Here is a 21,285-nt window from a genome sequence, read left to right as displayed (position 1 = left end):
TTTATTTATTAAGTTAAAATTCTTCTGGTAATGAAATTTCCTCTACCGCTTCTGTCGCAAAATCAGAAGCGGCACTACTAAATTCACCAGCGTGATTAAGCAACATAGCCCGTAATTTTTTATCTAATTCAGTGTAAATTTGCGGGCGTTCTTTCAAATAAACTGTCGCATTTGCTTTACCTTGACCTATTTTCTCGCCATTATAACTGTACCAAGCACCCGCTTTTTCAATCAATTTATACTTCACACCTAGATCAATAAGCTCACTATAGATATTAATCCCTTCTCCGTACAAGATTTGAAACTCTGCTTGTTTAAAAGGAGCCGCAACCTTATTTTTTACTACTTTAACGCGAGTTTCGCTACCAATAACTTCTTCACCATTTTTGACGGAACCAATACGTCGGATATCAAGACGCACTGAAGCATAAAATTTTAACGCATTTCCACCGGTCGTTGTTTCAGGATTGCCAAACATAACGCCAATTTTCATTCGGATCTGATTAATAAAAATTAATAGTGTATTAGAATTTTTTAAATTTCCGGCTAACTTACGCATCGCTTGACTCATCATACGAGCAGCTAGTCCCATATGTGAATCACCAATTTCACCTTCAATTTCAGCTTTTGGTGTTAAAGCTGCTACAGAATCGACAATAATAACATCTACTGCCCCAGACCGAGTTAAAGCGTCACAAATCTCCAGTGCTTGTTCACCCGTATCCGGCTGTGAGCAAAGTAAATTATCAATATCAACACCAAGTTTTTTGGCATAAATAGGATCTAAAGCGTGTTCTGCGTCAATAAAAGCACAAGTCTTACCTTCACGTTGAGCTGCCGCAATAACCTGTAATGTTAACGTGGTTTTACCGGAAGATTCTGGGCCATAAATTTCAACAATACGACCTAATGGCAAGCCTCCCGCACCTAAGGCGACATCAAGAGATAATGAACCGGTAGAGATAGTTTCTACATCCATAGAACGATCTTCACCTAAGCGCATAATTGATCCTTTACCAAATTGCTTTTCAATTTGACCTAATGCGGCAGCGAGTGCTTTCCGTTTGTTTTCATCAATAGCCATTGTTTAACTCCCCCGAGCAATGAAGTGAAGATAATATTTCACTGCAGATAAGACGATTTGATATCGGTTGTTGATAATTATACTGTATAACCATCCAGTATCAAGTTAATTTTTGATTATTTCTTTCAATAATGTTGTTAGTGAAAATATCACGGCTTGGCGTCGGATTTGAATACGATCGCCTTTAAACAAGCAACAACGGGTTACTATCCTTGCAATAGAAAGGGATTTGCTAGCAAAACCAAACCAAACTGTACCAACCGGTTTCACATTAGTACCACCATCAGGACCGGCAATACCGCTAACTGAAACCGCAAAATCAGCATTAGCCCTAGCTAATGCTCTTTCTGCCATCTCTATGACAACTTGTTCACTAACAGCACCATATTTATGCAACGTATTTTCACTCACACCTAGCATATCATGTTTAGCTTCATTGCTATAAGTAACAAAACCTCGCTGAAAATAGGCAGAACTACCTGAAATATCAGTAATGACTTTAGCAATCCATCCTCCTGTACATGACTCTGCACAAGTTATTGTTTTACCCCGTTCTTTTAGGCTATTAGCAAGATTATTACTTAATTCATAGAGCAGCTGCTCACTATTCATTTTAGCCATTTTCCTTTTTCATACATCTTGCGATATAGATACCAAATCCAGAGGATGCCGATTGCTGTTGCAAAGGTTATAACCAAACACTATTCCTATCGTAATAAATAGAAATACCTGTTTTGAACGCTAATGAATAAAAGCCTAAGATAATTAGCATAGTGGTATTTTCACTTAAATTCTGAATAGCGACAGCGTTACCTGCACCAATCGTCTGTTTGCCTTTTTCTTGTAGCAAAGCATTAAACGGAACAACAAATAAACCACCTAATATAATAAGGATCAAATAAGTAGATAAAAGATGTTGTTGCATTGATAAAATAATAATTATCACACCCATAAAGATCCCTACCGGCATACAACGACTAACTTTATTGAATGCAATGATATGTGCCGCAAATCCGGCACCAATGATGATACCTACTGCCCACCACCCCATTAAGCAATGTAGGTGTAGTATTATCGGTAATATTAAGTGCTATTGGCACCCAGAGCACTAATAAAAAACGCAGTGCTACACTAGCGCCCCAAAAAAGACTGGTACCAATTAAAGAAAATCGCCCGCCATGATCACTCCAAAGTGTTTTAAATAGACAAATAAAATTGAAAATTAACTGACGAAAAACCCATTTTTGTTTATTTTTAGCCAGCGCTAATCGAGGAATATATAAATTAATCACCACCGCGATTGCATAAAACAGGACACACATAGCTAAAGCAAATAACAGATCGATATTGGAAAAAAAACCACCCGCAATAGAACCAAACAAAATTGCCTCTATTGTCGAAGCTTCGATAAAACCATTCGCTTTAACTAAATTATTGCCAGCGGTGAGCTCAGCTAAGATGCCATATTTTGCTGGCGAGTAAGCTGCTGCACCAATGCCAACTAAACCATAACAGAGAAAAGGATCCAGTCCTAACAGAATGCCTACCGCTCCGATCAACTTACTAATATTAGCTAATAACATGACCCGACCTTTAGCAAAACAATCTGCTATTTGTCCCACAAAAGGCGCTAATATAATATAAGTTAAAAACAAACACCACTTGTAAGATAGGTTGGCTCCAGTCGGGATAAAGCGCGGCTTTGAGTTGCGCTAAAATGAAAAATAATAGGGCATTATCAGCAAAAACAGAAAAAAATTGAGATAAAAGTAGCGCTTTTATACCTCTAGTTAATAGAGGCAGCGGCGATACTATTAAATCTTTCATCAAGACTCCTCATCCGCGATTTTTTTTTAACGCCACAAAATCCGGTTTCCCACTGCCGAGTACAGGAAATGTTTTTAGGTAGCGAATATCTCTTGGTACCGCTAATTCAGGTAATTCTTTTGCTGCCGCTAATAATCGACGACGATCTAATGTGTTATCGGTGGTGTATAAGATCAGACTTTCACCTTTATTATTGGTAGTTTTGATAACCACGCCATGCTGAGCATGGGGTGATAAACTGCCAGCAAGATGCTCGACTGTTTCTAGTGAAACCATTTCACCTGCTAGTTTTGCAAAACGTTTTGCTCTACCACGGATAATACAATAATCATCATTATCAAATTCAACAATATCACCGGTATCATACCATCCCTTCTCATTCTCTCCTTGGCTATTTTTTGCATGAGGCAATTCTAAATGATTAGGATACTCAACTCGTAAATAACCTAAGTTCGGGATAAGGATTCTAATTTTTTATCACATATTCAAATAGTTAATTTAAAATAATTACATAAAACAGTATTAATTTTGGTTTTTTTCATGATTTTAGTAGAGAAAAATAGCTTCTTTTTTAACCTGCTATCACTAAGAATTTTCCCACTTCTTTATCTTATTGATTTTAAAATATTTTTTGATAAATCGGCTATTTTTATTTTCTCGCAACTATCGCTTATCACGAGCTCAGGTTAAATAGCCTTTCATGACATTTGGACCACGTAACTGCAAACGGCCGGCTTTCTCAATACCTGACACCAGCAGTAGTCTGGTTTCTATACCAGGCAAAATTTGACCAACAGTATCAACTTTAGCCGCCATAGGAACGCTGATTGATACAATGGGGGCACATTCGGTCACACCATAGCCTTCAAGTATTCGGATACCAAATTTGTCGAACCAAATTTTTTTGTGCTTTCAATAAGTTTTTCAGCTCCCGCAACAACATAACGCACGCGCGCAAAATCATAAGGGTGAGCAAAACGAGCATAATGTGCCAGAAAAGTAGGAGTAGCAAAAAGTACCGTGCAATTTTTGTCATAAACCAACTCTGGGATCATCCGATAATGTAGTGGACTAGGATAAAGCAGGACATGACTACCTGAAAAAATAGGAATAAATAAACCTACCGTCAGCCCAAAAGCATGGAAAAGCGGTAATGCGGACATAAATCGATCTTTAGGCGTAAAATCAGCCACTGTTTTAACTTGCTCTACATTAGCTAATAAACTGGTATGGCTATGAACTACCCCTTTAGGCGTTCCCTCCGATCCTGAGGTAAAAAAGATCAATGCCACATCATCTGGTTTTGCTGGTATATAGCTAGGCGACTTAATTTTGATTGCAGCATATGTATTAAAAACAGGTCATCGATAGTGCATCCTGTTTCCATCTTTTTACGTTTAGCTTGAGACCATTTATGTTCTATAGGATTTAAATCTGGTGAATACACAGGCAAATATTCTATCTGGTGTCCTGCGTTTATAATTGCCTGTTCAATATTCTTACCTTTGTGAAAGCTAGCGTTGTCCATAAAAATAACAGAATTTTCAGGAAGTTCTGGGAGCAATATTTTTGTGATCCAAACATAAAAAACATCACGGTTAATATTGCAATCAAATAATCCGATAGCAAAAAGGGTTGTTCCCAATAAAGCGCCAATAACATTTGTTCTTCCCTTAGCACCCCAGTTTTTCAGGCCAAAACAACGGTGACCTTTTGGGGAATAGCCGTGAGTTCGTGGAGTGTCATGTGAAAAACCACTTTCATCAATAAAAACAACAGATTTATCTTTTTTTTTCATACTGTTGTCTTTTTTGCTGATGTGCCAGCCTGTCGCTTTCGTTGGTTTTTGGATGGAATAGAGTTTTTTTTATAGGTTAATCCCAGCTTTTTAAGGGATTGCCAAATAGTCTTTTTACAAACACCGAATCGCTCTGCCCGTTCCTTTTGGTAAGCATCTGGATACTGTTCCACATCTTTTGCTAAAGCATTTTTATCGAGCTTCCTCTTACGTGGCGTTGAATTTTTTGGCTCTGGTCGTTTAAGCCAACGTACTAAAGACGCTTTTCCAATACGGAATTGTTTCGCAGTTTCTCGAATTGTTAAACCTTCGGCTTTCCTTACAGATATTACTTTACGTCGAAAATCAATTGTATAACTCATAACACACCTTGTAATCAAAATTAAGTCGCCTAGCTATAAGCGCCTTTTTTGGCAATAGTAAGTGATATAGGATCTATTTTTTATCTTGCCAAGTCAGGGTATTTTGCAGATCTTCTAAAAAAATCCAATTGACTTCAGTAACCTGTTCAGGCAAATGTGATAACTTACCTTTTTCAATAAACTGACGAGAACTAAAAATTGTTTTAATGGAAGCCGCTTTGATGGCATTTTTTAAGCCATTGCTACCAGCAGTATAATTCATCATGGCAGGGATCCGGCCACGCAATATTGCGCCAAAAATAGTAGCCGCCGTCATTTTTGCATTAGGTAAAAGTAAGCCGATATGCTCATGCTGTTTGGTATAACGTTCAATAATAAGCCCCGCCGCTAAGGTTTTCTTGAAAAAACTTTTATAGCTGTCTTCTTTAAAACTAATATCTTCGATACAACCTGTGAAACGGCCAAAACATTTCATCGCAGCAAAATAAGCTTCCATTAATGTTTGCTGGCAACGGCTATGCAATCGAGCCTCTTTCATAATCTTATAAAGTTGTGCTCCCGCCAGCCGACGACGGTCTGCCGCTCGTTTCGCCTCAGGCATGGTAATTTTTGTTGCTGGTAAAATCGTTAATGTTATTTTAGGAAAATATTTAAGCTTAAAAATGCCTTTCAACCGACTGAAATAACTCAATTCAGGTCCATCAATTCTAATTGGAATAACTTTAGCAGCTGTTTTTGCCGCAACAAAAGCAGCACCATCATAAATTTTCATCAGTGAACCATGAACGCTAGTTCTTCCTTCAGGAAAAATGACGATCGGACGCCCTTTCTCTATTTCTCTAACTAAAGTTCGAATAGCCATTGGGTTGGCAGGATCAAGCGGAACAACATCGGCATAGAGTTTTAATAATTTAATAAAGCGTGGTGTGCCGATAGATGAATATAGCTAGGCGACTTAATTTTGATTACAAGGTGTGTTATGAGTTATACAATTGATTTTCGACGTAAAGTAATATCTGTAAGGAAAGCCGAAGGTTTAACAATTCGAGAAACTGCGAAACAATTCCGTATTGGAAAAGCGTCTTTAGTACGTTGGCTTAAACGACCAGAGCCAAAAAATTCAACGCCACGTAAGAGGAAGCTCGATAAAAATGCTTTAGCAAAAGATGTGGAACAGTATCCAGATGCTTACCAAAAGGAACGGGCAGAGCGATTCGGTGTTTGTAAAAAGACTATTTGGCAATCCCTTAAAAAGCTGGGATTAACCTATAAAAAAAACTCTATTCCATCCAAAAACCAACGAAAGCGACAGGCTGGCACATCAGCAAAAAAGGCAACAGTATGAAAAAAAAGATAAATCTGTTGTTTTTATTGATGAAAGTGGTTTTTCACATGACACTCCACGAACTCACGGCTATTCCCCAAAAGGTCACCGTTGTTTTGGCCTGAAAAACTGGGGTGCTAAGGGAAGAACAAATGTTATTGGCGCTTTATTGGGAACAACCCTTTTTGCTATCGGATTATTTGATTGCAATATTAATCGTGATGTTTTTTATGTTTGGATCACAAAAATATTGCTCCCAGAACTTCCTGAAAATTCTGTTATTTTTATGGACAACGCTAGCTTTCACAAAGGTAAGAATATTGAACAGGCAATTATAAACGCAGGACACCAGATAGAATATTTGCCTGTGTATTCACCAGATTTAAATCCTATAGAACATAAATGGTCTCAAGCTAAACGTAAAAAGATGGAAACAGGATGCACTATCGATGACCTGTTTTTAATACATATGCTGTAATCAAAATTAAGTCGCCTAGCTATAAACAGCAAAAAGCGGGCTAATAGGTAAAAAAAGAGCGAGCAGAATCCCATCTAAAAAAGAGACATGATTAGGTGTTATTAAACATCGCTCATATTCTTTAAGTTTTATTTCACCAACCACAGTTACGTGAGGTAGTGTTCAAAAATCTGTGTCATATCTTAAACTCAAAAAAAAAGAGGTATGACATATGAGAAATCAATCATTTAATTTTGATGAAGCGTTGAAGCAATTACAATCAGGTAAAAATTTACTCGGTACGGATGGAATACTCACACCACTCATAAAACAGCTGACCGAAGCTGCCCTGCAGGCAGAAATAGAACACTCCCTATCGACAACGTCAATCGATACGCGTAAAAATGGCTATACTCGAAAAACGGTTAAATCGACATCAGGTCAATTTGAACTGAAAACGTCCAGAGACAGGTCAGGTGCTTTTGAGCCTCAGCTCATTAAGAGAGGATATTGATAACAAAATCCTATCGTTATTTGCATTAGGCATGAGTTATCGTGATATTCAAAAACATGTTGCAGAATTATATGGACTGGAAATATCAGATGGAGCTATTACGCATATTACTGACAAATTACTTCCTGACACGAGTTTCGCACAGGAATATAAAATTCCAGAAATGGCTTAAAAGCAATGGTTAATTTGCAAGTTACTAAAACGTATAAATTTGTTTAAATTACAATAAGTTGCTTTTAATTTATAAGATTTTGTCTATTTAATATATTATGCTGAATTAAACTTAAAAATAGAGCGTTTTTTTATTGGTGCGAAACTCGCGCCTGAATTAAAAGCCTGGCAACAACGCCCTCTGGAGGCGCTCTATCCTTTTGTCTGGCTCGATGCCATTCATTACAAGATAAAACATGATGGTCACTATATCAATAAGGCAATCTACACAGTACTTGGACTAACCACCGATGGGCATAAGGAATTGTTAGGACTCTATATGTCTGAAACAGAAGGAGCACATCATTGGCTGAGCGTTCTGACTGACTTACATAACCGTGGTTACAAGATATTTTAATCGCTTGTGTTGACGGATTAAAAGGGTTTCCAGAAGCGATAGCCAGTATTTTCCCGCAGACAGAAGTTCAGCTATGCGTAGTTCATCAAATTCGCAATAGCTTACGTTATATTGCCAGTAAAGACCAAAAAGCCTTTATGGCTGATTAAAGCCGGTTTATCGTGCAGATACTAAAGCGGCTGCTGAGCTTGCCCTTGATGAACTGGAAACGAAATGGGGTGAAAAATACCCGATAGTGCTATAATCCTGGCGAAGTAAATGGGAGTTGCTCAGTGCTTATTTTCGATACCCTAAAGCCATTAGAAAACCCATTTATACGACCAATGCAGTAGAGGCGGTTCATCGGCAGTTTAGGACATTAACTAAAACCAAAGGGGCTTTTCCTAATGAAAACAGATTATTAAAATTACTCTATATTGGCATCAATCCGGTATCCAACAAATGGACTATGCCGATTAGTAACTGGGCGTTAACCATTGCTCAATTGTCCATCTATTTTAAAGGGCGCCTAGATGGTATAATCAAAATATAAAATCCCCTGACACAGAATTATGAACACCCTCTCACGCGAAAAAAAACTGGAATATTGCGCGCAATAATTTTATCAGCATATCTCTTTCCTTACTCCTTAATGTTATTGATCATTTTAGAGTACATCTTTCACCGAAGATGACTAACATGGCAAAATTAAGATCATACAAAGTATTTTTTATCGTTTTGCAAAAAATGGTCTATTTGGTAAACAATTTTTGTCGTCGGTAAGGCGGCATCAATAATGTAATCAGCGGTATCTAAATAGTAACCTTCTCTTTCATTCATTACTTCAGCTATCTCTTCTGCTAAGGGCTTACCTGTTAATGTTGGTCGTTGCGAAGTTTCAGGATCAGCAGACAAACGCCTAATCAATACATCAGGTGGAACTTGTAAATAAATAATACAGCCATTTTTTTTCATAAAATCACGATTTTCTTTCAGTAAAATAATCCCTCCACCGGTTGAGATCACTGAGTTTGGCTGTTGGATTGATCGCAAGACGCTAGACTCCAAATCACGAAAGCAATCCCAACCATCTCGTTCAACTAACTCGGCAATACTTATTTTAGCATTTTGTTTAACTAACAAATCGGTATCAAAAAAATGACACATCCTAGACTCAGCTAACGTTCTTCCTACTGTTGTCTTCCCTGCACCTCTTGGTCCAATAAGATAAAGCATGTCAAGTCGTCCTAATCGATAATTTATTTAATTAGTTAGAATATATATGTCAGCTTACAAGCGAGATTTAAAATTTACAAAAGTAAAAATCCTAAATTCCCACGATTAAAGTAAAGCCACACAACAACAGTGTGGCTCAAAAAATCGTGAAGCAATGACTCAAGAACGTGTTAAATTATCTCCATAACCAATCCATTTATAGGTTGTTAATGCATCTAATCCCATCGGACCTCTTGCATGCAGTTTTTGTGTGCTTACCGCAACCTCTGCACCTAAACCAAATTGTCCACCATCTGTAAATCGCGTACTGGCATTAACATAAACAACCGCAGAATCAACGCGCTGAACAAAATAATCAGCTTGTTGAATTGAGTGGGTCAAAATAGCATCAGAATGGGCCGTTCCATAATCCCGAATGTGGTTAATCGCAGCATCGATATCGTTCACGACTTTAACGTTAACATCAAGCGATAACCATTCATCGCGGTAATTCTGCTCCATCACTTCAACAACGCTTGCCGGGCTTGACTTTAAATAGGACATTGCATGCCGACTGGCATGTAGCGTCACATTTTGCTCAGCCATTTTCTTAGCCAAAAGCGGCAGAAATGTAGCCGCAATACTTTTATGAACTAATAAAGTTTCCAATGAATTACATGCACTCGGACTCTGTACTTTAGCATTCACAATGAGTGGCAGTGCTTTGTTAAAATCAATATGCTGATCGACATAAATATGACAGATACCAATGCCACCAGTGATCACAGAGATGGTTGATTGCTCACGGCATAGCTTATGTAAACCTACACCACCACGCGGAATCAACATATCTACATAGCGATCCATTTTCAGTAATTGGGTTACTAATTTTCTATCTGGATCATCAATAGATTGAACCGCTGCCTGTGGAATATCATTTTGTTGCAACGCTTGCTGAATAACTTTAACGATTGCTTGATTAGTCTGTGAGGTCTCTTTACCACCACGTAAAATTACCGCATTACCAGTTTTCAAACATAACGAGGCAACATCGATCGTTACATTCGGACGCGCTTCATAAATAACACCAATCACGCCCAGTGGAACACATCGACGTTGTATATTTAAGCCATTATCTAATAAACCGCCATCGAGTATACGTCCAACCGGATCAACCAATTGACATACCTTTCTTACATCATTCGCAATAGCATCTAATCGCTCAACAGTTAGCAATAGTCTGTCTTGCATAGCTGCACTCATATGGCCAGCTTTTGCTGCTTCCATATCCTGAGCATTAGCCGCTAAAATTGCATCACTCTGTTGTTGCAGGCAATCAACAATATCCATTAAAACATTATTTTTCTGTTTTGTATTTAACCCTGCCAGGTACCATGAAGCTTGTTTAGCCGCTTTGCCTATTTTTTCCAACATCATTTACTCACTATCATATCGTCACGGTGAACAGCAACAGCACCATACTCATAACCCAAAATTCGATTAATTTCTTGCGAATGATATCCTGCGATTAGGCGTAAAGCATCGCTATTATAATGAGTCACCCCATGCGCTAAATCTTTGCCTAATAAATTAAGAATACGCACAACGTCGCCGCGCGAAAAATTACCACTAATTTTCTTTATTCCTTTTGGTAATAATGAGCTGCCTTTATGCTGGATAGCCAAAGCAGCACCCTCATCGACAACAATTTCACCCGCCAAAGGCGCGCCAAAAATCCACCATTTTCGGTTTTCCATCGGCGTTTTTAAGCGATGAAATTTTGTTCCTACTTGCAGACCTTCGAGCACATTTGCGATCACATTAGGCTTATCACCGGCGGCAATAATCACTTCAATTCCCGCTCGGCCAGCAATGCCCGCTGCTTGCAACTTTGTTGCCATTCCACCAGTGCCTAAGCCGGTTACACTATCACCTGCCATGCATCTTAGTTCATCATTAATATCATGAACTTCAGTGATCAATTGTGCATTTGGATTGTTGCGGGGATCTGCGGTATACAGTCCCTCGATATCCGTTAATAATAGTAACTTATCCGCATTAGCTAAAATTGCAACCAATGCCGATAAATTATCATTATCACCAACTTTAATTTCGGCTGTCGCAACGGCATCATTTTCATTGATAACAGGAATAATACGGTTATCCAGTAACGCTTGTAATGTGTCGTGTGCATTCAAAAAACGTTCGCGATCTTCAATATCAGCTCGGGTCAATAACATCTGACCAATATGAATACCATAAATGGAAAACAACCGTTCCCAAAGTTGGATCAGATGACTTTGCCCAACCGCCGCGAGTAATTGTTTCGAAGCAGTTGTCTCAGGTAATGTTGGATAACCTAAATGCGCTCGACCAGCAGTAATTGCACCCGAAGTGACAATGATAATGTGGTGACCTTTTTCATGCTGCTGTGCGCATTGTCGCACTAATTCAACAATACGAGCCTGATCCAGACAACGCGATCCACCCGTTAATACACTTGTTCCTAATTTTATCACCAAAGTTTGGCTATTGTTCATCATGCTTCTGCCATTAACTCTCTATAACAATAAATATTTAGTCATCAGTTTTACCAAGTAAGAAGCGTTATGCCAACTGACATAACGCAATTTTAATGAAAAGTTAATATTCAATAGCTGTCAACAATATAAGCTATATATTAATTGCAACCATTTTGGGGCAAGGGGTTAATGTTAATTCCAATGTATTAAGTGAATCACTTAAACTTTTGTGGAATTCTTGCAATGTCTCTTCAAGCGACTTGATAATATTTGATTTATTAATTTCGATATTCTGCCAATTACCCGCTTTATCAAACATACCTAATTTATAATGATATACAAATCCGTCAAGTTCTCGTCTTAATTCCAACCACCATCCCCAAAATTCACGCTTTTCTGGAGCAGTCTTTGCATTAACACAAATAGCAAGACAGTCGAAAAAAAAGAGATCATCCTGACATTGAGATTCGCGGAGATAAGGTCCTAACCTGGTAAAATGCTTCAATAATTTACTTTTAGAATAATTTGAAGTTAAAGCCATAATAAGGATCTCCTTGTTGTTAAGCTACTTTTTTAGCAAATAAGGAAAAATAATCAAGTAATCACAACTATTATTCAATTTTGCTTTTCAACCAACTCACTACTGTAGAAAGTGACTGATGAAAATTTTGATACAGCGGCTTGGTTGGTAAAGTCAATAACTTACCTTCAATGGACGAACGTACGACAAGTAGTGCGTCTTCTTTAGGACTAAAAATATCATTTTGCCAGTTAACAGCCATAAACAATACAGAACAGCGACGCCCTAATAATCCCTGTTTTTTTAGCGAATAACAACTTAGTTCTGAACGTAAAACAGCTTCATCTACCTGATAGAAGCCTAATCGACTGGCAAAGAGGTCAATATTCATTACCAGTATTTGATCCTGATATTTTTGTTCAGTAAGCAAGCTGTGGACAATGGGCCCTAAAACTGCAACGTCTTTTAAGCGCTTGGGTTCTAAGCTAATCGAAGTGCAATATTGGCACCAAAACACAAACCAATTACACCTATTCGAGTATGATCGATCCATGGAATATTAGCCAATTGATTAAGTACCTGTTGATGCAGTGCGCTAGTATCCTGAGAAAGTTTATATTTAATAGAATAGCCAATTGATGGCATATCCAGGGTTAACATAGCAAAACCTTGCGGGGCCAGATAGTTGTTGAAAAAGCGATAATAATCTAGTTGTAAACTATCTAATGTGCCACAAATTAAAATCGTGGGACACGGGCCTTGGCTGGTATCCGGTAAATGTAAAAAACCAATCATCTCTTTTTTACCATCCGCTATTTTGCACGAGTTTCGCACCAATAAAAACGCTCTATTTTTAAGTTTAATTCAGCATAATATATAAATAGACAAAATCTTATAAATTAAAAGCAACTTATTGTAATTTAAACAAATTTATATGTTTTAGTAACTTGCAAATTAACCATTGCTTTTAAGCCATTTCTGGAATTTTATATGCCTGTGCGAAACTCGTGTTTTGAAAGAAATTTTTTTCAGGCGAAAATCGGTCAATTGCGCTGCATTTTCATAAGCTTTATTAGCTAAGAACACCGCTTGTTCGGCAAGATTATCACCTTTAAGATGAGAATATGCGGCAATACTATATAAATTAGCTGCCCGTAACCAAGCCTGGCTTGCTGCTATTTTTGTTGGCAATTTAAGTGCTTTTTTCTGCCAGCCCATCGCTTGTTGTGACCACTCATAAGCCCAATTTCCTGGCTGGTAACCAATTATGGTATCGAGTAAATTATCACAACTTCGAATACGATTATTTGCCGCAATACGACTTAATGCTGCTTCAATCTCCAACCCATCGTTGCCATGCCAAATCCATATTAGCCGGTTAAGCATACGATACCAACTAACATAACTCGTCCCTTCGAATGTTGAGCTATGCTTTAATAAATGCGTTTTAGGCACGCTATAAGTCACCAGAACAGAAGTTTCAGCTTTGATTTAGGCTTAACAGCTTTTCTGACAGATTTTTTTCACTCATACACGAGTTTCGCACAAAACTAATTTGGGTACGCTAATAAAACACGGATGTGCTCAGTAATAGCATTTTTGATTACGTCCCAATTTTGTTGATAAAGGGTTATTTTTTCAGATATAGCTAGGCGACTTAATTTTGATTACAGCATATGTATTAAAAACAGGTCATCGATAGTGCATCCTGTTTCCATCTTTTTACGTTTAGCTTGAGACCATTTATGTTCTATAGGATTTAAATCTGGTGAATACACAGGCAAATATTCTATCTGGTGTCCTGCGTTTATAATTGCCTGTTCAATATTCTTACCTTTGTGAAAGCTAGCGTTGTCCATAAAAATAACAGAATTTTCAGGAAGTTCTGGGAGCAATATTTTTGTGATCCAAACATAAAAAACATCACGGTTAATATTGCAATCAAATAATCCGATAGCAAAAAGGGTTGTTCCCAATAAAGCGCCAATAACATTTGTTCTTCCCTTAGCACCCCAGTTTTTCAGGCCAAAACAACGGTGACCTTTTGGGGAATAGCCGTGAGTTCGTGGAGTGTCATGTGAAAAACCACTTTCATCAATAAAAACAACAGATTTATCTTTTTTTTCATACTGTTGTCTTTTTTGCTGATGTGCCAGCCTGTCGCTTTCGTTGGTTTTTGGATGGAATAGAGTTTTTTTTATAGGTTAATCCCAGCTTTTTAAGGGATTGCCAAATAGTCTTTTTACAAACACCGAATCGCTCTGCCCGTTCCTTTTGGTAAGCATCTGGATACTGTTCCACATCTTTTGCTAAAGCATTTTTATCGAGCTTCCTCTTACGTGGCGTTGAATTTTTTGGCTCTGGTCGTTTAAGCCAACGTACTAAAGACGCTTTTCCAATACGGAATTGTTTCGCAGTTTCTCGAATTGTTAAACCTTCGGCTTTCCTTACAGATATTACTTTACGTCGAAAATCAATTGTATAACTCATAACACACCTTGTAATCAAAATTAAGTCGCCTAGCTATATGATCCCTCTTTTTTTAGCAAGAGCGAGCATTTCGAAAAAGTGCGTGTTTTTTGTTTTTCCATCAGAATCTTTATCATAAATACGATAATCAATAGGAATTGATTCAACAGTTGTTAGATTATGCCAACGTAAATTAACTAAACCTATGCCAGCAATAACATCATGTTCGTTACCTGAATATTGATAATGGACCATCTCTATTTTTTTACTACGTGTTTTGGCAATCAATAAGCCTGTTGCTCAATAGCAAAATTAATTATGACTTACAAAAAAACCAGCCTATGATGATAAAATCATCAATTTTTGCATTAAAAATAACCTATGTAAAATTAAAAAATAAACTATTTTTGTATTTTTTAGATGTATCTAACTTGTTTTTATTTTAAGCAACTTTATTTCACTATTGAGCAACATGCTTAATGTATCATCAGCTATTAGTACGCAAGGGCTTTTTTTGTCTTAGAAGGTTGAACTAATCGCCATAGGTCTTTAGGTCGAAAACATCTACTTTTTAGCCATCGGCTAACAGTGTCATGAGATAAAGGTGATGGGCTTACTTCTGATAACCACGAGTTTCGCACCAATAAAAAACGCTCTATTTTTAAGTTTAATTCAGCATAATATATAAATAGACAAAATCTTATAAATTAAAAGCAACTTATTGTAATTTAAACAAATTTATACGTTTTAGTAACTTGCAAATTAACCATTGCTTTTAAGCCATTTCTGGAATTTTATATGCCTGTGCGAAACTCGTGATAACGCCAAACCAGAGTATCTTACTCTGCTTACTTGTAAGAATGTTTTATAACCTGAGTTCGGGATAAGCATTATCAATTATGCTTGAAGATATGTTCCTGCCACAGGTATCTTTGGTTTAGATGGAATTAAACAATATACAACCCGCCCGGCTAATAAATTCACTACAAAGTTAGCAGGAGAGCGGTGCCGCGTATGCGCTATCTGACAAAGATTTTTTAACTCATCAAATACCGTTTCAATGACAGAACGATAACGCAAGATGGCTTTGTCGAAACAAGTCTGTTCAACAGGCTTCATTTTCTTCTTGATATTCGTTATAAGGTTAATTCCCATTGTTTTCAGTTGCTGTTTCAGTGAAGCCGATAAATACCCTTTATCCGCATACAAACAACCAGAAAGATCTTTTATAGCTAGGCGACTTAATTTTGATTACAGCATATGTATTAAAAACAGGTCATCGATAGTGCATCCTGTTTCCATCTTTTTACGTTTAGCTTGAGACCATTTATGTTCTATAGGATTTAAATCTGGTGAATACACAGGCAAATATTCTATCTGGTGTCCTGCGTTTATAATTGCCTGTTCAATATTCTTACCTTTGTGAAAGCTAGCGTTGTCCATAAAAATAACAGAATTTTCAGGAAGTTCTGGGAGCAATATTTTTGTGATCCAAACATAAAAAACATCACGATTAATATTGCAATCAAATAATCCGATAGCAAAAAGGGTTGTTCCCAATAAAGCGCCAATAACATTTGTTCTTCCCTTAGCACCCCAGTTTTTCAGGCCAAAACAACGGTGACCTTTTGGGGAATAGCCGTGAGTTCGTGGAGTGTCATGTGAAAAACCACTTTCATCAATAAAAACAACAGATTTATCTTTTTTTTCATACTGTTGTCTTTTTTGCTGATGTGCCAGCCTGTCGCTTTCGTTGGTTTTTGGATGGAATAGAGTTTTTTTTATAGGTTAATCCCAGCTTTTTAAGGGATTGCCAAATAGTCTTTTTACAAACACCGAATCGCTCTGCCCGTTCCTTTTGGTAAGCATCTGGATACTGTTCCACATCTTTTGCTAAAGTATTTTTATCGAGCTTCCTCTTACGTGGCGTTGAATTTTTTGGCTCTGGTCGTTTAAGCCAACGTACTAAAGACGCTTTTCCAATACGGAATTGTTTCGCAGTTTCTCGAATTGTTAAACCTTCGGCTTTCCTTACAGATATTACTTTACGTCGAAAATCAATTGTATAACTCATAACACACCTTGTAATCAAAATTAAGTCGCCTAGCTATATCAGCTCAGGTAATGGTTTCCGATCATCTGTGTTTCCTGGTGTAAGTCGAAAACTGAGTATTTCCCCCAAATGATTGATAATTACATGAAGTTTGAAACCAAAGAACCAACCTGTTGAGGTTTTTCCTCGTTCAGCTATCCCATCGAAGACTTTATGCCGGCGGATCCGTAAGTTATCACACACAGCTATCGGAGTAGAATCGGGGCAACCGACAGACCCGTGCACTTTCCCTTAATTGACTCAAACAGTGCCGTTAAAGCTAAGGCACTGCGCGGAAGTAACTCTACGCAGCGTGAATATGATGGCAAGTTAGGAAATTCCTTCCTGAGATATAAACGGACATGATAGAGATAAAATACCTTGAATTGGCTGAATCGGAGTTGATGAAACAAAACAACCAGTGTCATCATTTCAGCCAATGAAAGCTGAGTAGACCGTCTACGACGCTTACTACCGTTATTCAGCAAAATTTCATGCATTTTTCGATCGAAGTCTTTACAAAAATCATCCATCAGGCAATAAAGTTCAGTAAGATTTTCCATCATTGTTTAACAATGCTCTACGCTTTAACCAGATTGTTAGAGTATTTTAACGAAATATGCGCATTCAACTATTTGAATAGCAAGACTTTCACTTTATTTCTTATCCCAAACTCAGGTTTTTATAGATATTTTTAATGCATGGATAACCGGACAAAATATGAACACCCTAATTTTTTCTTGTTTTGAACTTTATACTTCTTTTTTGGAGATTGCGAAACTCGTGTCGTATTGACCTTATTCAGTTAAAAACTTTAGCAATGAAAAAGGGATGCGATTAGCATCCCTATATCATATACTTTATTTCAGTGATCAAAGCGAAATAAATAAAATAATTATTATTGTTCACAAAGCGGCTTAATAAAAACCTCTTTTTTCATATCCCAAGGTTGTTCTATCCAGGCATTTTGCGGTACATCAATAACATAATTATCAACTAATGGACGCCCAGCGGGTTTAGCAAAAATAGTCACAAAATATAGCCTTTGGGATACATATCCCTGATAGCTTGCGCTGTCCCGCCAGTATCGACCAAATCGTCGACCACAATATAACCTTCACCATCACCTTCCACTCGCTTAATAACCTTAAGTTCCCTCCGGCTATTATGGTCGTAACTTGAAATACAGACCGTATCGATATGGCGTCACAAGCAACAATAGCACTTGAAACAAGTCCACCGCGGCTAACCGCAATAATGCCTTTCCATTGCTTGGCAGGTAGTAAGCGTTGTGCCAAAGTACGGGCATGCATTTGCAATATATCCCATGTTACGATGTATTTTTCACTCATAAAATTCTGATCCCAACGACTAGAGACAATTTTGGAAAAGCACATTAGTGGAGAAAATATTGCGCGAGATTATAGTGATTTGTAATAACAAAAACCAGAAATTAATTAATATTATCACAATTAACTAAAGGAATAGATGTCAGAAGGTGATATTCTGAATTAATAAAATAAATAATATTTACCAAGACTGCGGAATTAATTAGCAATCTTAATAATAAAGGTAGTAATAGGAGATAAAACGTGCCTGAACTTTCACAGCTTTCACCACAGCCGCTTTGGGATATTTTTGCACAAATTTGTGCAATTCCTCATCCATCTGGACATGAAGAAGCACTTGCTTCCTATATTATTCAATGGGCGGAAAGCAAAAAACTTAGCGTTGAACGCGATAAAGTCGGTAATATTCTTATTCGCAAACCGGCAACAGCTGGCTTGGAAAATCTTCAGCCTGTCGTACTTCAAGCCCATTTGGATATGGTGCCACAAAAAAACAGTGATACTCAGCACGATTTTACTCAGGATCCTATCCGTCCTTACGTAGATAATGAATGGGTGAAAGCGCAAGGTACCACATTAGGTGCAGATAATGGCATCGGTATGGCCTCTGCTTTAGCTGTACTGGATGATGAGCATGTTAAACATGGACCAATAGAGGTTTTACTCACCATGACGGAAGAAACCAGCATGGTTGGTGCTTTTGGCATACAGCCAAATTGGCTACAAGCAGATATTCTGATCAATACCGATTCCGAAGAAGAAGGCGAGATCTACATGGGTTGTGCCGGCGGCGTTGATTTTACCACCACCTTTAAATTGGCAAGAGAAGCCATTCCAGCTAATCATATAATCTTCAAAATAACACTTAAAGGCTTAACCGGTGGTCACTCGGGTGGTGATATTCATTTAGGATTAGCTAATGCGAATAAACTATTGGCTCGTTTTCTAGCAGGCCATGCCAGTGAATTACAATTAAAGCTCATTCATATTCAAGGGGGTAGCTTACGTAATGCGATCCCTCGTGAGAGTGAAGCAATTATTGCAGTGCCCATATCAGTAGCAGCTAATTTAGAAACCAATAAAAATCACTATCTAGCAATGCTAAAATCTGAATTTGCAGCGATTGAAAAAAACTTAGTCATTACCCTTGATGAGACAACAACAGAATTATTAGCGCTAACCGCAGATTGTCAATCTCGTTTATTACACTTTCTCAATGCTGCGCCTAATGGTGTTATTCGGATGAGTGACGACATAAAAGAGGTTGTTGAAACTTCACTCAATACCGGCATTGTTAATATGGATGAAAAAAAGGCCGAAATTACTTTTTTAATTCGCTCATTAATTGAAACGGGCAAAGATTATGTTGTTAACATGTTGACATCATTATCGATGCTTGCCGGTGCGGAATGTGAACATAAAGGCAGTTATCCTGGCTGGAAACCAGATCCGAAATCCCCTGTCATGGCACTTGTTAGCGATATCTATCAGCAACTATTTGGCAAAACATCTAAGATCATGGTGATCCATGCTGGTTTAGAATGTGGACTATTTAAAAAGCCTTATCCTCAAATGGATATGGTTTCCATTGGGCCAACGATATATGGCGCCCACTCATCCGACGAGCGAGCTAACATTAAAAGTGTCGAGAAATACTGGCAACTGTTAACATCAGTACTTAAATCAATACCCGAAAAAGGTTAATAATTGTAGCAGGCTAAACTAGCCTGCTTTTCACCAGCTCAGTATCAACTGCTTCTCTATCTGTGGATTTTGTAAAGTGTAGTAGCTCAGACCTGATCTGACAGTTACCGGTTATTTATACAGTATCTGTCAGGTTAAATTTGATTTAAATCTTTTGTAGTAGCTCAGACTTGGTCTGACAGTACCGTGGTAGTGTTCAAAAATCTGTGTCATATCTTAAACTCAAAAAAAAAGAGGTATGACATATGAGAAATCAATCATTTAATTTTGATGAAGCGTTGAATCAATTACAATCAGGTAAAAATTTACTCGGTACGGATGGAATACTCACACCACTCATAAAACAGCTGACCGAAGCTGCCCTGCAGGCAGAAATAGAACACTACCTATCGACAACGTCAATCGATACGCGTAAAAATGGCTATACTCGAAAAACGGTTAAATCGACATCAGGTCAATTTGAACTGAAAACGCCCAGAGACAGGTCAGGTGCTTTTGAGCCTCAGCTCATTAAGAAAAATCAGACAAAATTATCAGAGGATATTGATAACAAAATCCTATCGTTATTTGCATTAGGACATGAGTTATCGTGATATTCAAAAACATGTTGCAGAATTATATGGACTGGAAATATCAGATGGAGCTATTACGCATATTACTGACAAATTTACTCCCTGAATTAAAAGCCTGGCAACAACGCCCTCTGGAGGCGCTCTATCCTTTTGTCTGGCTCGATGCCATTCATTACAAGATAAAACATGATGGTCACTATATCAATAAGGCAATCTACACAGTACTTGGACTAACCACCGATGGGCATAAGAAATTGTTAGGACTCTATATGTCTGAAACAGAAGGAGCACATCATTGGCTGAGCGTTCTGACTGACTTACATAACCGTGGTATACAAGATATTTTAATCGCTTGTGTTGACGGATTAAAAGGGTTTCCAGAAGCGATAGCCAGTATTTTCCCGCAGACAGAAGTTCAGCTATGCGTAGTTCATCAAATTCGCAATAGCTTACGTTATATTGCCAGTAAAGACCAAAAAGCCTTTATGGCTAAGCCGGTTTATCGTGCAGATACTAAAGCGGCTGCTGAGCCTTGATGAACTGGAAACGAAATGGGGTGAAAAATACCCGATAGTGCTAGAATCCTGGCGAAGTAAATGGGAGTTGCTCAGTGCTTATTTTCGATACCCTAAAGCCATTAGAAAACCCATTTATACGACCAATGCAGTAGAGGCGGTTCATCGGCAGTTTAGGACATTAACTAAAACCAAAGGGGCTTTTCCTAATGAAAACAGCTTATTAAAATTACTCTATATTGGCATCAATCAGGTATCCAACAAATGGACTATGCCGATTAGTAACTGGGCGTTAACCATTGCTCAATTGTCCATCTATTTTAAAGGGCGCCTAGATGGTATAATCAAAATATAAAATCCCCTGACACAAAATTATGAACACCCTCGTTACCAGTTATTTATACAGTATCTGTC

Annotated in this window: 21 protein-coding genes and 11 pseudogenes; 8 read left to right on the top strand and 24 right to left on the bottom strand. The window is 37.8% G+C overall.

The genetic code is table 11. From position 1 onward, the window contains the following. Nucleotides 1-13: 13 nt before the first annotated feature. The 8 genes and pseudogenes from recA to AYJ55_RS05250 all read right to left on the bottom strand — a co-directional run. The gene (gene recA, locus AYJ55_RS05285; protein WP_063654749.1) at nucleotides 14-1,084 is read right to left on the bottom strand and encodes a recombinase RecA; all 1,071 of its coding nucleotides are present in this window, start codon (nucleotides 1,082-1,084) and stop codon (nucleotides 14-16) included. 105 nt (nucleotides 1,085-1,189) lie between these two features. After that, on the bottom strand, nucleotides 1,190-1,696 hold the full coding sequence (pncC, locus tag AYJ55_RS05280; protein ID WP_063655129.1) for a nicotinamide-nucleotide amidase: 507 nt from the start codon (nucleotides 1,694-1,696) through the stop codon (nucleotides 1,190-1,192). Next, nucleotides 1,693-2,911, bottom strand: a pseudogene (gene lplT, locus AYJ55_RS05275) (lysophospholipid transporter LplT). Before lplT ends, pncC begins: the two are co-directional and overlap by 4 nt. Before the next feature lie 9 nt (nucleotides 2,912-2,920). Next, nucleotides 2,921-3,385 (bottom strand): annotated as a pseudogene (locus AYJ55_RS05270) (bifunctional 2-acylglycerophosphoethanolamine acyltransferase/acyl-ACP synthetase); the annotation flags it as partial. A gap of 213 nt (nucleotides 3,386-3,598) precedes the next feature. Further along, nucleotides 3,599-4,206: pseudogene (locus tag AYJ55_RS30525) on the bottom strand (AMP-binding protein); the annotation flags it as partial. Beyond that, nucleotides 4,194-4,709, bottom strand: coding sequence for an IS630 family transposase (locus AYJ55_RS05260; RefSeq protein WP_162505341.1), 516 nt, complete (start codon nucleotides 4,707-4,709; stop codon nucleotides 4,194-4,196). The gene AYJ55_RS05260 and the pseudogene AYJ55_RS30525, both read right to left, overlap by 13 nt. Beyond that, complete coding sequence (locus AYJ55_RS05255; protein WP_063653415.1) at nucleotides 4,706-5,071, bottom strand: IS630 transposase-related protein; 366 nt, start codon at nucleotides 5,069-5,071, stop codon at nucleotides 4,706-4,708. The genes AYJ55_RS05260 and AYJ55_RS05255 overlap by 4 nt, the downstream gene beginning before the upstream one ends. Nucleotides 5,072-5,147: 76 nt before the next feature. After that, a pseudogene (locus AYJ55_RS05250) lies at nucleotides 5,148-6,017 on the bottom strand (1-acyl-sn-glycerol-3-phosphate acyltransferase); the annotation flags it as partial. 33 nt (nucleotides 6,018-6,050) lie between these two features. On the opposite strand from AYJ55_RS05250, the gene AYJ55_RS05245 reads away from it, so the two are divergent. From AYJ55_RS05245 to AYJ55_RS05225, 4 genes and pseudogenes are all read left to right on the top strand, one after another. Next, nucleotides 6,051-6,416 carry an IS630 transposase-related protein gene (locus tag AYJ55_RS05245; protein ID WP_063654740.1) on the top strand — a complete coding sequence of 122 codons (366 nt, stop codon included), beginning with the start codon at nucleotides 6,051-6,053 and terminating at the stop codon, nucleotides 6,414-6,416. Then, nucleotides 6,340-6,873: an IS630 family transposase gene (locus AYJ55_RS05240; protein WP_162505291.1), complete on the top strand. Its 534-nt coding sequence runs from the start codon at nucleotides 6,340-6,342 to the stop codon at nucleotides 6,871-6,873. Before AYJ55_RS05245 ends, AYJ55_RS05240 begins: the two co-directional genes overlap by 77 nt. Before the next feature lie 211 nt (nucleotides 6,874-7,084). Next, a pseudogene (locus AYJ55_RS05235) lies at nucleotides 7,085-7,490 on the top strand (transposase); the annotation flags it as partial. A gap of 189 nt (nucleotides 7,491-7,679) precedes the next feature. Then, nucleotides 7,680-8,466 (top strand): annotated as a pseudogene (locus tag AYJ55_RS05225) (IS256 family transposase); the annotation flags it as partial. A gap of 161 nt (nucleotides 8,467-8,627) precedes the next feature. Here AYJ55_RS05225 and aroL read toward each other — a convergent pair. From aroL to gpt, 16 genes and pseudogenes are all read right to left on the bottom strand, one after another. Then, complete coding sequence (gene aroL / locus AYJ55_RS05220) at nucleotides 8,628-9,149, bottom strand: shikimate kinase AroL (protein WP_063654736.1); 522 nt, start codon at nucleotides 9,147-9,149, stop codon at nucleotides 8,628-8,630. Nucleotides 9,150-9,308: 159 nt separating this feature from the next. Next, the gene (gene proA / locus AYJ55_RS05215) at nucleotides 9,309-10,562 is read right to left on the bottom strand and encodes a glutamate-5-semialdehyde dehydrogenase (RefSeq protein WP_063655127.1); all 1,254 of its coding nucleotides are present in this window, start codon (nucleotides 10,560-10,562) and stop codon (nucleotides 9,309-9,311) included. Next, nucleotides 10,562-11,671: a glutamate 5-kinase gene (gene proB / locus AYJ55_RS05210; RefSeq protein ID WP_187153181.1), complete on the bottom strand. Its 1,110-nt coding sequence runs from the start codon at nucleotides 11,669-11,671 to the stop codon at nucleotides 10,562-10,564. The genes proA and proB overlap by 1 nt, the downstream gene beginning before the upstream one ends. A gap of 130 nt (nucleotides 11,672-11,801) precedes the next feature. Beyond that, nucleotides 11,802-12,191, bottom strand: coding sequence for a sigma factor-binding protein Crl (gene crl, locus AYJ55_RS05205; RefSeq protein WP_063654735.1), 390 nt, complete (start codon nucleotides 12,189-12,191; stop codon nucleotides 11,802-11,804). A 70-nt stretch (nucleotides 12,192-12,261) separates the two neighbouring features. Then, a pseudogene (locus AYJ55_RS28170) lies at nucleotides 12,262-12,965 on the bottom strand (alpha/beta fold hydrolase). A 159-nt stretch (nucleotides 12,966-13,124) separates the two neighbouring features. Then, nucleotides 13,125-13,661, bottom strand: a complete 537-nt coding sequence (locus AYJ55_RS05190; protein ID WP_281181100.1) for an alpha/beta hydrolase — start codon at nucleotides 13,659-13,661, stop codon at nucleotides 13,125-13,127. Nucleotides 13,662-13,837: 176 nt separating this feature from the next. Further along, nucleotides 13,838-14,326, bottom strand: a complete 489-nt coding sequence (locus tag AYJ55_RS05185; RefSeq protein WP_063653499.1) for an IS630 family transposase — start codon at nucleotides 14,324-14,326, stop codon at nucleotides 13,838-13,840. Continuing rightward, a complete protein-coding gene (locus AYJ55_RS05180; protein ID WP_063653415.1) occupies nucleotides 14,295-14,660 on the bottom strand; it encodes an IS630 transposase-related protein in 366 nt (121 codons plus the stop codon). Before AYJ55_RS05180 ends, AYJ55_RS05185 begins: the two co-directional genes overlap by 32 nt. 36 nt (nucleotides 14,661-14,696) lie before the next feature. Beyond that, a pseudogene (locus AYJ55_RS05175) lies at nucleotides 14,697-14,939 on the bottom strand (IS701 family transposase); the annotation flags it as partial. Nucleotides 14,940-15,133: 194 nt separating this feature from the next. Continuing rightward, nucleotides 15,134-15,280: a hypothetical protein gene (locus AYJ55_RS30520; RefSeq protein WP_187153180.1), complete on the bottom strand. Its 147-nt coding sequence runs from the start codon at nucleotides 15,278-15,280 to the stop codon at nucleotides 15,134-15,136. Nucleotides 15,281-15,401: 121 nt separating this feature from the next. Next, nucleotides 15,402-15,530, bottom strand: a complete 129-nt coding sequence (locus AYJ55_RS34445) for a hypothetical protein (protein WP_281181093.1) — start codon at nucleotides 15,528-15,530, stop codon at nucleotides 15,402-15,404. Between the two features lie 6 nt (nucleotides 15,531-15,536). Then, a pseudogene (locus tag AYJ55_RS05170) lies at nucleotides 15,537-15,860 on the bottom strand (transposase); the annotation flags it as partial. Nucleotides 15,861-15,890: 30 nt separating this feature from the next. After that, entirely contained in the window at nucleotides 15,891-16,379 is a 489-nt protein-coding gene (locus AYJ55_RS05165; protein WP_063653499.1) for an IS630 family transposase, read from the bottom strand. Next, complete coding sequence (locus tag AYJ55_RS05160) at nucleotides 16,348-16,713, bottom strand: IS630 transposase-related protein (protein WP_063654726.1); 366 nt, start codon at nucleotides 16,711-16,713, stop codon at nucleotides 16,348-16,350. Before AYJ55_RS05160 ends, AYJ55_RS05165 begins: the two co-directional genes overlap by 32 nt. Nucleotides 16,714-16,752: 39 nt before the next feature. Continuing rightward, a pseudogene (locus AYJ55_RS28165) lies at nucleotides 16,753-17,294 on the bottom strand (IS982 family transposase); the annotation flags it as partial. 335 nt (nucleotides 17,295-17,629) lie between these two features. Next, nucleotides 17,630-18,083 (bottom strand): annotated as a pseudogene (gpt, locus tag AYJ55_RS05145) (xanthine phosphoribosyltransferase). A 240-nt stretch (nucleotides 18,084-18,323) separates the two neighbouring features. Here gpt and AYJ55_RS05140 point away from each other — a divergent pair. The 4 genes from AYJ55_RS05140 (at nucleotide 18,324) to AYJ55_RS35615 (ending at nucleotide 21,226) form a co-directional block, all read left to right on the top strand. Further along, the gene (locus tag AYJ55_RS05140; RefSeq protein ID WP_063654723.1) at nucleotides 18,324-19,784 is read left to right on the top strand and encodes an aminoacyl-histidine dipeptidase; all 1,461 of its coding nucleotides are present in this window, start codon (nucleotides 18,324-18,326) and stop codon (nucleotides 19,782-19,784) included. A 245-nt stretch (nucleotides 19,785-20,029) separates the two neighbouring features. Then, nucleotides 20,030-20,377, top strand: coding sequence for a transposase (locus tag AYJ55_RS35625; RefSeq protein ID WP_074167935.1), 348 nt, complete (start codon nucleotides 20,030-20,032; stop codon nucleotides 20,375-20,377). Nucleotides 20,378-20,403: 26 nt separating this feature from the next. Further along, on the top strand, nucleotides 20,404-20,892 hold the full coding sequence (locus AYJ55_RS35620) for an IS256 family transposase (RefSeq protein ID WP_425393777.1): 489 nt from the start codon (nucleotides 20,404-20,406) through the stop codon (nucleotides 20,890-20,892). Then, on the top strand, nucleotides 20,861-21,226 hold the full coding sequence (locus AYJ55_RS35615; protein ID WP_425393776.1) for a transposase: 366 nt from the start codon (nucleotides 20,861-20,863) through the stop codon (nucleotides 21,224-21,226). The genes AYJ55_RS35620 and AYJ55_RS35615 overlap by 32 nt, the downstream gene beginning before the upstream one ends. Nucleotides 21,227-21,285: the final 59 nt, after the last annotated feature.

Origin of the sequence: Candidatus Arsenophonus triatominarum, from assembly GCF_001640365.1 — a bacterium.
Lineage (GTDB): Bacteria > Pseudomonadota > Gammaproteobacteria > Enterobacterales > Enterobacteriaceae > Arsenophonus > Arsenophonus triatominarum.
This window is presented reverse-complemented; position numbering and strand designations above follow the sequence as displayed.

What these genes read in the sequence shown, in the direction of transcription:
- AYJ55_RS05260 (WP_162505341.1), bottom strand. Translation starts at nt 4,709, where the DNA reads ATGAAAAAAAAAGATAAATCTGTTGTTTTTATTGATGAAAGTGGTTTT.
- AYJ55_RS05245 (WP_063654740.1), top strand. Translation starts at nt 6,051, where the DNA reads ATGAGTTATACAATTGATTTTCGACGTAAAGTAATATCTGTAAGGAAA.
- recA (WP_063654749.1), bottom strand. Translation starts at nt 1,084, where the DNA reads ATGGCTATTGATGAAAACAAACGGAAAGCACTCGCTGCCGCATTAGGT.
- AYJ55_RS05160 (WP_063654726.1), bottom strand. Translation starts at nt 16,713, where the DNA reads ATGAGTTATACAATTGATTTTCGACGTAAAGTAATATCTGTAAGGAAA.
- AYJ55_RS05180 (WP_063653415.1), bottom strand. Translation starts at nt 14,660, where the DNA reads ATGAGTTATACAATTGATTTTCGACGTAAAGTAATATCTGTAAGGAAA.
- AYJ55_RS35625 (WP_074167935.1), top strand. Translation starts at nt 20,030, where the DNA reads ATGAGAAATCAATCATTTAATTTTGATGAAGCGTTGAATCAATTACAA.
- aroL (WP_063654736.1), bottom strand. Translation starts at nt 9,149, where the DNA reads ATGCTTTATCTTATTGGACCAAGAGGTGCAGGGAAGACAACAGTAGGA.
- proB (WP_187153181.1), bottom strand. Translation starts at nt 11,671, where the DNA reads ATGATGAACAATAGCCAAACTTTGGTGATAAAATTAGGAACAAGTGTA.
- AYJ55_RS35620 (WP_425393777.1), top strand. Translation starts at nt 20,404, where the DNA reads ATGGACTGGAAATATCAGATGGAGCTATTACGCATATTACTGACAAAT.
- AYJ55_RS34445 (WP_281181093.1), bottom strand. Translation starts at nt 15,530, where the DNA reads ATGCTTATCCCGAACTCAGGTTATAAAACATTCTTACAAGTAAGCAGA.
- proA (WP_063655127.1), bottom strand. Translation starts at nt 10,562, where the DNA reads ATGTTGGAAAAAATAGGCAAAGCGGCTAAACAAGCTTCATGGTACCTG.
- pncC (WP_063655129.1), bottom strand. Translation starts at nt 1,696, where the DNA reads ATGAATAGTGAGCAGCTGCTCTATGAATTAAGTAATAATCTTGCTAAT.
- AYJ55_RS05255 (WP_063653415.1), bottom strand. Translation starts at nt 5,071, where the DNA reads ATGAGTTATACAATTGATTTTCGACGTAAAGTAATATCTGTAAGGAAA.
- crl (WP_063654735.1), bottom strand. Translation starts at nt 12,191, where the DNA reads ATGGCTTTAACTTCAAATTATTCTAAAAGTAAATTATTGAAGCATTTT.